Here is a 12,054-nt window from a genome sequence, read left to right as displayed (position 1 = left end):
ATCCAGCGTTTCTGCAAGTATTTGCCTAGGTGACAGTCGTTGCGCACCACCAGCGCTTAAGGCTGGCTCATTATCTACGATCGTCGCCGGTTTGCGCGTGGCCGCCGAGCGGCATGCGTAGCGATATCACCCCGTGCGGACACCGCATCAAAACACTGCGGCCTGAAGAAAGTGCGCAGCCTGATATGACCGGTCGAGCACATTTTGCAAAGGTGATGACTGTTTCGACTGACAGGCGCGCCCGCCGTTGCATCGCAGATCGTTTTATAGCGACGCGCCCCGCGCGATGCCAGACAAGCCGGATTGGCTGCCTGGGCAAACACGAGCAGAGTAGAAAGTGCCTGATTTTGCCACAGCCCGGCTATCCCGATGCAACGTTGCGGACCTCGAATCAAATCGGTATGCCTGAATCGGTAAAAACAACGCAGCATTCATTGACGCGGCATGAGTGATGGGTAATTTTGACCGACATATGCCACGCCCGAGGCTATCCGAAGCGTTTGATGGGAATGCGTCTGTTCCCGGACAGCCACGTAATACGTTGACGTCGGTCTTGTTCAYTTCGCTCCCGTCTAATCAAATCACGCTTCTCCAATCGCTTGAGCACATCAATCATCGTCGTGCAGTCAATGCTCGACTCCATGCATAGCAAGGTCTGGTGCATGCTCAAGGCGGGTATGCGACAACTGGACCAGCAAACTGTACTGTAGGGGTGGAATGACAAATTGCTGACAGTTCCCGAAGAACAGCAAGTCGTGAATTGAGTGACGTCAGTACACGAGGCAACTTGGCTATTCCCAAAGTCTCACGTGGACAGAGGTTGGTACCTTAGGAACTCTGATGCTCGCGTCAAGTTATCTGTGCTGACGTAAATGGATTGTAATCGTTGGAATTGACAACGTTGACATCGGGTACATTCGACTGACCGGGCATGACCGAGTGTTGGTTTTAAGGTTTACCGTATATGTAAACGTAGTAGAAGTTAACAAAGCAGTGCTCCGTCTGTGGATAACTTGAGTTAACGCTTTGTAAACATCTACTTGCCATACTGAGAAGTCTTCGGAGAAAATGTGCGGCGCGCATTGCTTTTGCCGAACAACTTTGTTGACGCAAGGTCACGTCCAGCAGTTACCCAGAATGAGTCCACATGCCGTGCGCCGGTAACCCACGCGGTTATCCACAGCACAAGGTGGATAACCATCGAACGGGCGTCAGGCCATCGCGCCGTACCGCTACCCCGCTCTATCGTTGAGCTGTGGCGCGCAGCGTGCGCAGCAGGTAACGCGCCGGATCCAATGCGTCAGCCAGGTCCCGCTCCAGTGGCCAAGGCTCGCCGTTGATCTGGCTGGCGAGCAATTCGCCGCTTATCGCCGCCCACACGAGTCCTCGTGAACCATAGGCGAATGCGCCGTACAGGCCTGGGCGCCGTTGCAGCTCCGGCAGCCGTGCGCCGGACTGGGAGGCGCCGGCTGCCATCGGATCCGCTTCGTCCGCCAGCGGACCGACCATGGGCAGCCGGTCACTGACCACGCAACGTAAGCCTACCCGCCCCTGTACCCTAGCCCAGTCAACTGACGGCGCGATTCCCGGTATGAGCGCGCGCAGGCGGCTGATATTCTCGTCATGTGACGCGCGCCGTTCGTCCAAGCCAGCGTCATCCATGTCGTAGCTTGCACCGGTCATCAGGCGGCCGTTATCCAGTGCCAGTGCGTAGCCATCGCCGATTACGGGCATGCGAAGCGAAGGCGGCGCGGCATGTGGCAATATCGTCAATTGCCCGCGGGCCGAGCGCACCGGCGCGTGGGCCAAATGGCCCAGACGGATCGCGTCGTGCGCGTTGGCGATGACCACGACGGGTGCTGTGGCGATCCGCCCGCCCGCTGCATCGAGCGCGTGCCAGCCTTCCACGTCATGAACAAGCTGTTCAACGCGCACGCCGAACAGCGTGCGCCACGCCAGACTTTGGCCGTTCGCGGCGAGCGTGGTGCGTGCCGCGGCCAATTGGGCACGGCACAGTGATGGCGGTGCGATCCACCCGCCACGTGGGAACCAGATGCCACCGCGCTCGAGCGTGACGCCAGCGTAGGCGCTGGCCGCATCGCGGTCTACCGCGACGGCGAATCCGGCCGGCAGTCCGGCTGCGACGATGGCGTCGCGCAATGCCGCGGCGTCGACGTCGTCTTGCGCGAGCTGCAGCAGTCCACCGGCGTGCCAGTGCAGCGCATGGCCAGCGTCGGCCAATGCCTGCCAGGCCCGCAGCGCATACAGGAAGCCCGCGCTGGAGAGCCGCATGGCAGGTGTCATCGCGCGCGCGATCATCGGATGGAACACGCCCGCCGGGTTACCTGAGGCTTCGCTCGCCGGTGCATCGCGCTGTTCCAGCAGCGTGATCGCCCAGCCGCGCGCAGCCAGCCGCTCGGCTACCGCGCAGCCAGCCAGCCCCGCGCCGACCACAATCGCATGGCGGTGCGTCCAGGCAGCGCGCGGCGGCGGTTCATGGCGTCGGACCCGGTAGGCCGGTGCGAATTCGCCGACTAGCATGTCGCGCTTGGTGCCATAGCCCCGCGCCTTACGGTGCACGAAACCGGCGCCGGTGAGTGCAGCCTTGACCTTGCCGGCCGAGGTATAAGTGGCGAACGTGGCGCCGACTTCGGCCATTCTGGCTAGCGCCTTGAAGATCGCGGGCGACCATAGCGCGTCGTTTTTGGCCGGCGAGAAGCCGTCGAGATAGAACGCATCGGCGCGCACGGCCAACTTGGGTAGCATTTGCGCTGCATCGCCCAGTGCCAGTGTCAATGTGACGCGTCCGTCATCGAACGCCAGCCGATGAATGCCGGGCGTGAGCATGGGCCAGGCGCGGACCAGCTTGCGTGCAAGGCCTGCAAGTTCAGCATGCGAATCGAGCAGGCGCGTGAGCAGCGTGTCAAGATCGTCGCGGCTGAACGGATGTTTTTCGACGGAAACGAAATGCAGCCGATCGCATCGCGAGGGGTCGCCGCGCCACTGTGACCATGTGACGAGGAAGTTTAAGCCGAGCCCGAAGCCGGTCTCCACGATCGAAAACACCGCCTTGTGTTGCCAATTGGCGGGCAGCCGGTTTCCCGCGACGAACACGTGCAGCGCCTGGCCGATGCCCCCCATCGCGCTATGGTAGACGTCGTCGAACAGCGGTGAATAAGGGATGCCGTCCTCGCGCAACGCAAGTTGCGCGGCAATGAGTGGGCCAGTCATCGGGCTCGAACGTTGGCAAAAACCAACGCTGGCCGGGTTTTTATCGGGATGAGAGCGAACATCACGTTCCTTTTCGGCACAAACTGCGCACAGCGTGTGAAAGAGCAGGTAAATTCTGCGGAACCCTTGTCAATAAAGGGTTTGCCGTGGTTATCATAGCAAGCGCCGTCCACGCACGTGGGGTACGCCAGTTCGGGCCGGGAAGCGGCAACGCTGATATTGCATCGCCGCAAGTGATGCGGGGAACGCTTGCAGCAAGATCGCGGGGCTCGACGCCATGGTGCGCGCACGTATAATCGGCGCGTTTATGGCGTTCATAATCAACCAACTTTAAAAGGATACGTATGAACAAACAGGAACTGATCGATGCGGTCGCCGCGCAGACCGGCGCCAGCAAGGCGCAAACTGGCGAGACGCTCGACACGCTGCTCGAAATCATTAAGACGGTCGTGTCCAAGGGCGACAGCGTCCAGTTGATCGGCTTCGGCAGCTTCGGCTCGGGCAAGCGCGCGGCGCGCACCGGCCGTAACCCGAAGACCGGCGAGACGATCAAGATTCCCGCTGCAAAGACGGTCAAGTTCACGGCCGGCAAGGCGTTCAAGGACGTCGTCAACGAGCGTTAAGCGCTGACGCAAGCAGCCGTGCCGCCCGCTGCCCACAAGCGGGTGCACTTTCCCCGCGCCACGCCCGGCGAACACGCCGGACGTGGCGCGCGGCACCGTGGTTTATATTGATCGGCTGGCGAACGCCGGCGACCCGGGTGCGTTCCCGGGCGGGTCATCGACATCGTTGACGTGATCGAACGCTTCGCTCCATCGCGGAAACGGGTCGGCGAATCCCTGCCATGCCGACGGATTGGCGCCTTTCTGCCCTGCTTGCCATTGCGCATCGGTCAGCACGCATGCGTCAAGCCTGGCTTGCCACGCATCGCGATCCAGATGCGCGCCGATCAGCACCAGTTCCTGGCGACGATCACCGATCGTCGGATCGCTCCAATCTCCATGCCAGTCCGTTTTCAACTCCGACAGGAACGCGTCGTCTTGCGGCCACGTATCGCGCGGCTGGGCGGCCCACCACGTTCCGGCCGGCCCGTGCCGGCATACCGTGCCGGCCTGAGACAGCGTGCCAGCAAGGTCGTTGCGGGTAGCGAGCCAGAAAAAACCCTTGCTGCGCAGCACGCCGCGCCAGGCAGTCTCGTTGTGCAGCAAGTCCCAGAAACGTTGCGGATGAAACGGCCGGCGCGACCGATACACCACATTGCCGATGCCAAATGCGTCGGCTTCGCCGGGATGATCGTGATGTAGCGACGCAAGCCAGCCTGGCGCGCTCGCCGCCAGATCGAAATCGAAGCGGCCGGTGTTAAACACCTCGGCTAGCGGCACGTCGGCAAAGCGTGAGACCACTTGGCGCGCGCGCGGATTGATCCGCGCAAGGATGTGCCGTAGCCGGGACAGCTCGTCGGCGCTGACCAGATCGGCCTTGTTCAGCACCAGCACGTCGCAAAACTCCACTTGCTCGATCAGCAACTCGACCAGCGCGCGATCATCGCCGGCATCGACGGCCATGCCGCGGTCGGCCAGCGCGTCGGTCGATTCATAGTCACGCAGGAAATGGCACGCATCGACCACCGTGACGAGCGTGTCCAGCCTGGCAAGGTCGGCGAGCGCCACGCCGTCGTCGTCGACGAACGTGAAGGTTTCAGCAATCGGTAGCGGCTCTGCGATGCCAGTCGATTCGATCAGGATCGCATCAAAGCGGTTTTCTGCGGCAAGCCGCTTCACCTCACGTAGCAGATCGTCGCGCAACGTACAGCAGATACAGCCATTTGAAAGTTCAACGAGCCGCTCATCGACGTGCGACAGCTCGCTCGCGCCGCGTACCAGCTGCGCATCGATATTGACCGACGCGACATCGTTGACGATGACGGCCACGCGCAAGCCGGCTCGGTTCGCGAGGATATGATTGAGCAGTGTGGTCTTGCCGGCGCCAAGAAAGCCGCAGAGCACGGTGACAGGCAGGGGAGCAAAAGTCATCGCCACATTCTACGCCTGCCGCTTGCGCCGCTCAGCTCAGCGCTGCGCGAGCAGGTTCCACTTGTTCAGAATCGCCATGATCTGCTTGGCGTACTTGTCGCGCAGCGCCGGTGTTTCGGAATGATAAGAGCCGACCGCCTGCCAGGTATTGCCGTATTTGTCCATTTGGCGTCGCAAGTGCCAGGCGGCGATGTAGACGGCCTTGCATGGCTCCATTAGCGTCTGGTGCGAGATGCCGTATGACGCGAGCTTAGGTAAGTGGATCGAGTTGATCTGCATCAAGCCGTAGTCGGTTGAGCCGTTCGCGTTCTTGTGCAGTGCGTCAGGCCGGTTGTGCGACTCCTGCCACGCGATCGCGCGCAGGATCAGGGGATTCACGTGATGATAGGCAGCCGCGTTGTCGAAGCAGTCCGCATGCGCGCGCGGCGACGTCAGTGCGAGCACGCTGGCGGCAAAGGCGATCGAGGTGATGGATCTCAGGTTCATCGTTTCGAACAGGAGCAGTTTCAAGGCGGCACCCGGCGTGTACAATGCGACCCCGCGGCGTGGCCGACCCGTGCCGGCACACGCACCTTCGTGCCACTTCGTCGCTCATGGTAACGCATCGGGATGCCCGGTCTGTGGCGTTGCTTCGCGCCGGCACGCGTCACTGCGCGGCGCGCCGCTGAGTTGCGTCGCGTATGGCCCATCATCTGGCACGATAGGCGGCGGAACTAGGCGTTTGCCCACAGAAGCGGCAGGCGGAATAGTCCGCCGCCGGCATTTTTGCCATGGTGACGCATGCGTGCGCAAGTAAGGATCGGTTAGGGATAACTTTTTGTCCGAATTCAAGGAATGATCGTTCTTGTGATAGTTCAGACTTAAAAAGCTGTTAATGTTGCGACTTTGGCATTGCGCATGGCATCTTTGCGGTGCCACACCAAGCTGCTTGCATAATTGATCGGACTGAGCACTGCTCGGCCGGCGCCAAACACCACTATCCAATGACACAGAATCGTTTTCCTGCGCGACGCATGGCGCGTTCGCTGCTGGTCGCGGGTCTGATCGCCGCCGTGCTCGGGGCGTCCCCCGCTCGCGCGCAGGTCACCTTGAATTTCGTCGATGCCGATATTGACCAGGTTGCCAAGGCAATCGGCGCGGCGACCAACAAGACGATCATTGTTGACCCCCGCGTCAAGGGACAATTGAATCTCGTTTCCGAGCAGCCGGTACCGCGGGAACAGGCACTTAAGACGTTGCAGTCTGCGTTGCGGATGCAGGGGTTCGCCCTGGTGCAGGACCACGGGGTGCTGAAGGTCGTGCCGGAGGCGGATGCGAAGCTGCAAGGTGTGCCGACCTATATCGGCAACACGACGCCGGCCCGCGGCGACCAAGTGGTCACACAGGTGTTCCAGCTGCGCAACGAGTCAGCGAACAACCTGTTGCCGGTGTTGCGGCCATTGATCTCGCCAAATAACCAAGTTGCCGCCTATCCGTCGAACAATACGCTGGTGGTGACCGACTACGCGGACAATGTGCGCCGTATCGGCCAGATCATTCAGGGCATCGACACGTCGGCCGGGGCACAGGTGCAGATCGTGCCGTTGAAGAACGCCAGCGCAGTCGATGTCGCGCAACAACTGGGCAAGCTACTCGACCCGGGTGCGATTGGGGGCACTGATGCGACGCTGCGCGTGAGCGTGAATGCCGACCCGCGGACCAATTCGGTGCTGCTGCGCGCGGCGAGCCCGTCAAGGCTGGCGGCGGCGAAATCGCTGATTGCGACGCTGGACGCGCCGACGACGCAACCGGGCAATATCCACGTGGTGCCGCTGCGCAACGCGGAAGCGGTACGCATGGCTAAGACGCTGCGCGGCATGCTCGGAGGCAGCCGCGGTGCAACAGGCTCGGAATCGCAAAGCAGCGGCGGCAAATCCGATTCGTTCGGTGGCGGTCTTGGCAGCTCCACCGGCGTGTCTGGGCTGCCACCGCTACCCTCGGGCTCATCCAGTGCCATGAGCCGCAACCCGCTGTCGGGCAGTGGCGGCGCTGGCGGATTCGGCTCCGGACAGTCGAGGGACCAAAGTTTCAGCGACAAGGAAAGTAGCAACGACGACAATGCGCAGGGCGGTATCGTGCAAGCCGACCCGGCTACCAATTCGCTCATCATCACCGCGCCAGAGCCGTTATACCGGAACATCCGCAACGTGATTGACCAGCTCGACCAGCGCCGGGCACAGGTCTACATCGAAGCGGTGATCGTGGACATGAACGCGACCTCCGGTGCCAACCTTGGTATCCAATGGCAGGGCGCGCTGTTGTCGAACAACGGCAATAATGGGGTGTATGGCGGCTCAAACTTCAATGCAAACGGCAGCCAGAGCATCGTCGGCTTAAGCGCCACCGGCGCCATCGTCGCGCAGGACCCGGCCACCGCGGCCGCACAGATTGGCCCGAACAACCTGCTCAACAATGGCCTGAACATTGGCCTGCTGCACCGCTTCGGTAAGGTCTTCGGCCTGGGTGGCCTGTTGCAGGCGCTGGCCACGAGCAGCGATACCAACATCCTGTCTACGCCTAACCTGATCACGCTAGACAATGAAGAAGCGCGGATCGTGGTCGGCCAAAACGTGCCGGTGGTGACTGGTTCATACGCGACGCCGACCGCCAATACGACGACTTCGGTCTCCGCATTCAACACGTTCGATCGCCAGGACGTGGGTATCACGCTGCATATCAAGCCGCAGATCAGCGAGGGCGGCGTGCTCAAGCTGCAGATCTACCAGGAGGATTCCGCCGTGCAACAAGGCACGCAGTCCAACCCTGGCGGTGTGTCGATCACCAAGCGCTCGATCCAGTCCACCGTGCTGGCGGACGACGGCGAAATCATCGTGCTCGGTGGCCTGATCCAGGACAACTACGCGAACGGCAATTCGAAGGTGCCATGGCTGGGCAATATCCCGGTGCTCGGCAGTCTGTTCCGCAGCGAATCGAAGACGCGCACGAAATCGAACCTGATGGTGTTCTTGCGCCCGGTGATCGTGCGCGACCAAAGCACCAGTAGTCAGCTGGCGCTGGACCGCTACGAGTATTTGCGCGCCGAACAGGCCGCATACCAATCGGATAACCGGATCGTCAAGGACCGCGAAACGCCGTTGTTGCCGCCCGCGCCGCTGGGGCCGAACGAAGGAGGCGGGCCCGCGGCGAATAACGTGTTCGATCTGCGCTCGGCATATGGCCGCAGCGGGCCGCACCATGGCAATGGAGCCGATGCACGCGGCAACGGCGCCGCGGCGACGAGCGTGTCGCCACCTGTTGACGCACCCGACGCGTCAGTGGGTAATGCCGATGCACCGGTAGGCGCACCTGGCGCGTCAGTTGGCAATGCCGATGCATTTGTAGGCGCACCTGACGCGTCAGTTAGCAATGCTGATGCACTGGTGGGTGCACCCAACGCGTCAGTTAGTCATGCCCCTGCACCTGTGGGCGCGTCGCCTGCGCCAGCGTCGCCGGCCGATTCCACGGTGGCGCCCGGACAGCATCCGTGACGCCTGCCCTTTCTGTACAAACAGGTCCGTCAATGCGTACCGTGACTGCTTCGAGCGAAACCGTTGCCGAGCGCGAGCCGCCGTCGCCGTTGGCCGCGCGGCTGTTGCCTTACGCGTTCGCGCGCAGCGGCCAGATCCTGATCGCGCACCAGCACGCCAGTGGACTGGATGTCTGGATCAGCGAACGCACCAGTGCCGCGGCGCTGGCCGAGGTGGCACGCAACTTCGGCGCGCTGACGCTGACCCGCTTGCCGTCAGACGAGTTGACGCAGGCGATCAACAACGCGTATGCGCGGCAAGACGGCAGCGCCGCGCAGGTGGTCGGCGAGGTCGAGGGCGAAGTCGACTTGTCCAGGCTGATGCAGGACATTCCGGAGGTCGAGGATCTGCTCGAGTCCGAGGACGACGCGCCGATTATCCGGATGATCAATGCGCTGCTCACGCAGGCTGCCCGCGAAGGCGCGTCGGATATCCACATTGAGCCGTTTGAGAACACGTCGGTCGTGCGCTTTCGCGTGGACGGCACGTTGCGCGACGTGGTGCGGCCCAAAAAGGCGCTGCATGGCGCACTGATCTCGCGTATCAAGATCATGGCGCAACTGGACATCGCCGAAAAGCGTTTGCCGCAGGACGGACGCATTACGTTGCGTGTCGGCGGGCGCCCGGTCGATGTCCGGGTATCGACGCTACCCACCGGTCACGGCGAACGCGCGGTGTTGCGGTTGCTCGAGAAGGATGCGCAGCGACTGAACTTGGAGCGGCTGGGAATGGGCCCCGACACGCTTGCGCAATTCGACAAGCTGATTGGACGCCCGCACGGCATCGTGCTGGTGACCGGCCCGACCGGCTCGGGCAAGACCACGACGTTGTACGCGGCGCTGTCGCGGCTGGAGACCGAGACGTCGAACATCATGACGGTCGAGGATCCGATCGAGTACGACTTGTCCGGCATCGGGCAGACGCAGGTCAACGATCGCATCGGGATGAATTTTGCCCGCGCGCTACGCTCGATCCTGCGGCAGGACCCGGACATTATCATGATTGGGGAAATTCGCGACCTGGAGACGGCGCAGATCGCGGTACAGGCGTCGCTGACCGGGCACTTGGTGCTGGCCACGTTGCACACCAACGATGCGGCATCTGCGGTGACGCGGCTCACCGACATGGGCGTGGAGCCCTATCTGCTTGCTTCGAGCCTGCTGGGCGTGCTGGCGCAACGACTGGTGCGCCAGTTGTGTCCGGTATGCAAGCGACAGAGCGTCGATGATGGTCGTATGCAGTGGCATCCGGTCGGTTGCGACAAGTGTGGCCACTGCGGCTATACCGGCCGCCGTGGCGTCTATGAACTGTTGCTAATTGATGACGCGATCCGCACGTTGATTCACCGCAATGCATCGGATGCCGAACTGCTCCAGCGCGCACGCGCGAGCGGCATGCGTACATTGCGCGAGGATGCGCAGCGCTGGCTCGACACCGGTGTGACCTCGCTCGAGGAAGTGCTGCGTGTAACCGGCGGGGAATAACACGGACCGCCTATGCCCGCTTTCCGATTCGAGGCGATCGACGCCACAGGCAAGTCGCAACGCGGCGTAGTCGAGGCTGACAGCGCGCGCGCCGCGCGTGCGCAACTGCGCACGCAAGGGTTGACGCCGCTGCTGGTGGAGGCTGCCGGCAGCCGCGAGCGCGGCCAACGCGGCCAGCGGCTGGTATGGGGCCGCAAGCTGTCGCAGCGTGAGCAGGCACTGTTCACGCGGCAGCTGGCCAGCCTGTTGATCGCCGGGCTGCCGTTGGACGAAGCGCTCGCTGTGCTGACGGACCAGGCCGAGCGCGAGTACATCCGCGAGTTGATTGCCGCCATCCGTGCTGAAGTGCTCGGCGGTCAGTCGCTGGCCGGCGCGCTGGCGCAGCATCCGCGCGATTTTCCGGATATCTATCGCGCACTGGTGTCGGCCGGCGAGCATACCGGCAAGCTCGGGCTCGTGCTGTCCCGGTTGGCCGACTATATCGAGCAACGCAACGCGCTGCGCTCGAAGATCCAACTCGCCTTTACGTACCCTGCCATTGTCACGCTGGTGGCGTTCGGCATTGTGACGTTCCTGCTCAGCTACGTGGTGCCGCAAGTGGTCAGCGTGTTCGCGAGCACGAAACAGCAATTGCCACTGCTCACGGTGATGATGATGTCGCTGTCCTCGTTCGTGCGGCACGGCTGGTGGGCGATTCTGTTGATTGTGGTGGTCACGGTCTGGCTCGTACGTCGCATCCTGCAGCAAAGCGGGCCGCGCTTGGCGTTCGATCGCTGGCTGCTCGGCGCACCGCTCGCCGGCAAGCTGGTACGTGGCTATAACACAGTGCGCTTCGCGTCGACGCTCGGGATCCTGACCGCCGCTGGCGTGCCAATCCTGCGTGCGCTTCAGGCCGCTGGGGAAACCTTGAACAACCGTGCCATGCGCTCGCTGGTGGATGAGGCGATCGTGCGCGTGCGCGAGGGAACCTCGCTGTCACGCGCGTTGGGTAACACGCGCACCTTTCCGCCGGTGCTGGTGCATTTGATTCGCTCCGGCGAGGCGACGGGCGACGTGACGTCGATGCTCGACCGCGCATCGGAGGGCGAGGCGCTGGAGCTGGAGCGGCGCACGATGTTCCTGACCAGCTTGCTGGAACCGCTGTTGATCCTCGCGATGGGCGGGGTGGTGCTGGTGATCGTGCTGGCGGTGATGCTGCCGATCATCGAGTTGAACAACATGGTGGGCTGAGCGTCGCGGCGATGGTCGCCGCGCCCGTGGTTCAGCGTCTGCGATTCAGCGCACGTAGATCGTGGGTTGGCCTGGTGCGTTGGGCGGCAGGAAGATTTCTGAGCGTCCGCCATTGCGTTCGACGACGATCGAGCGCTGCCGCACGGCGACGAGCTTCACACCCCGTGCGATCGGGCTGTTCAGCGATATCGCGCGGGCTGGATCGGTGCCGTACGACACGATGGCGGCTGCGCCGTCGGCCAGCGCGAGGATACCGGACAGGTGGATGTTGGGCGCGCGCGTGTCGCCGGCGTGCGAGCCGAACAGAGTTTGAGCCGCGTCGGTGGTGACCGGCAAGCGGCCTGGCGCGGCGGCTGGAAGCGGCGCGGTGTCACGGGAGCGAAGCGTGATGACCCAGTAAGTGACGCTCGCGCACAACACGGCGAACAAGGCGAGCGATGCAAGCCGCACCGCAAGGCGTTGAGTCAGAAAGTTCATGATAGATATTGTACGAGCTTATATGACATTGAG

The 12,054-nt window shown here is 62.6% G+C and carries 9 protein-coding genes; 4 read left to right on the top strand and 5 right to left on the bottom strand.

What is annotated here, in order from left to right; translation table 11 throughout:
* Window positions 1-487: 487 nt before the first annotated feature.
* Both RBRH_RS21215 and mnmC read right to left on the bottom strand, forming a co-directional pair.
* Window positions 488-664, bottom strand: a complete 177-nt coding sequence (locus RBRH_RS21215) for a MarR family transcriptional regulator (RefSeq protein WP_083813406.1) — start codon at window positions 662-664, stop codon at window positions 488-490.
* Window positions 665-1,242: 578 nt separating this feature from the next.
* Entirely contained in the window at window positions 1,243-3,231 is a 1,989-nt protein-coding gene (gene mnmC / locus RBRH_RS00415; protein WP_013433874.1) for a bifunctional tRNA (5-methylaminomethyl-2-thiouridine)(34)-methyltransferase MnmC2/FAD-dependent 5-carboxymethylaminomethyl-2-thiouridine(34) oxidoreductase MnmC1, read from the bottom strand.
* A gap of 344 nt (window positions 3,232-3,575) precedes the next feature.
* On the opposite strand from mnmC, the gene RBRH_RS00410 reads away from it, so the two are divergent.
* Window positions 3,576-3,854 (top strand): HU family DNA-binding protein, encoded by a 279-nt coding sequence (locus RBRH_RS00410; RefSeq protein ID WP_013433873.1) that lies wholly within the window; start codon window positions 3,576-3,578, stop codon window positions 3,852-3,854.
* Window positions 3,855-3,956: 102 nt separating this feature from the next.
* On the opposite strand, the gene RBRH_RS00405 is transcribed toward RBRH_RS00410, so the two are convergent.
* Both RBRH_RS00405 and RBRH_RS00400 read right to left on the bottom strand, forming a co-directional pair.
* Window positions 3,957-5,264 (bottom strand): GTP-binding protein, encoded by a 1,308-nt coding sequence (locus RBRH_RS00405; RefSeq protein WP_041752925.1) that lies wholly within the window; start codon window positions 5,262-5,264, stop codon window positions 3,957-3,959.
* A gap of 36 nt (window positions 5,265-5,300) precedes the next feature.
* Window positions 5,301-5,750 carry a lytic transglycosylase domain-containing protein gene (locus tag RBRH_RS00400; protein WP_041753957.1) on the bottom strand — a complete coding sequence of 150 codons (450 nt, stop codon included), beginning with the start codon at window positions 5,748-5,750 and terminating at the stop codon, window positions 5,301-5,303.
* A gap of 497 nt (window positions 5,751-6,247) precedes the next feature.
* Between RBRH_RS00400 and gspD the strand changes: the two genes are divergently transcribed.
* Genes gspD through gspF form a run of 3 tightly spaced genes read left to right on the top strand, consistent with a single transcriptional unit; the run spans window position 6,248 to window position 11,544 of the window.
* Window positions 6,248-8,791 (top strand): type II secretion system secretin GspD, encoded by a 2,544-nt coding sequence (gspD, locus tag RBRH_RS00395; RefSeq protein WP_013433869.1) that lies wholly within the window; start codon window positions 6,248-6,250, stop codon window positions 8,789-8,791.
* 32 nt (window positions 8,792-8,823) lie between these two features.
* Window positions 8,824-10,314 carry a type II secretion system ATPase GspE gene (gene gspE, locus RBRH_RS00390; RefSeq protein WP_041752924.1) on the top strand — a complete coding sequence of 497 codons (1,491 nt, stop codon included), beginning with the start codon at window positions 8,824-8,826 and terminating at the stop codon, window positions 10,312-10,314.
* Between the two features lie 12 nt (window positions 10,315-10,326).
* The gene (gene gspF, locus RBRH_RS00385; RefSeq protein WP_013433867.1) at window positions 10,327-11,544 is read left to right on the top strand and encodes a type II secretion system inner membrane protein GspF; all 1,218 of its coding nucleotides are present in this window, start codon (window positions 10,327-10,329) and stop codon (window positions 11,542-11,544) included.
* A 45-nt stretch (window positions 11,545-11,589) separates the two neighbouring features.
* On the opposite strand, the gene RBRH_RS00380 is transcribed toward gspF, so the two are convergent.
* The gene (locus RBRH_RS00380) at window positions 11,590-12,021 is read right to left on the bottom strand and encodes a hypothetical protein (protein WP_013433866.1); all 432 of its coding nucleotides are present in this window, start codon (window positions 12,019-12,021) and stop codon (window positions 11,590-11,592) included.
* Window positions 12,022-12,054: the final 33 nt, after the last annotated feature.

The organism is Mycetohabitans rhizoxinica HKI 454, from assembly GCF_000198775.1.
GTDB lineage: Bacteria > Pseudomonadota > Gammaproteobacteria > Burkholderiales > Burkholderiaceae > Mycetohabitans > Mycetohabitans rhizoxinica.
The sequence above is the reverse complement of the archived record's forward strand: the minus strand, read 5'-3'. Positions and strand labels throughout refer to the sequence as shown.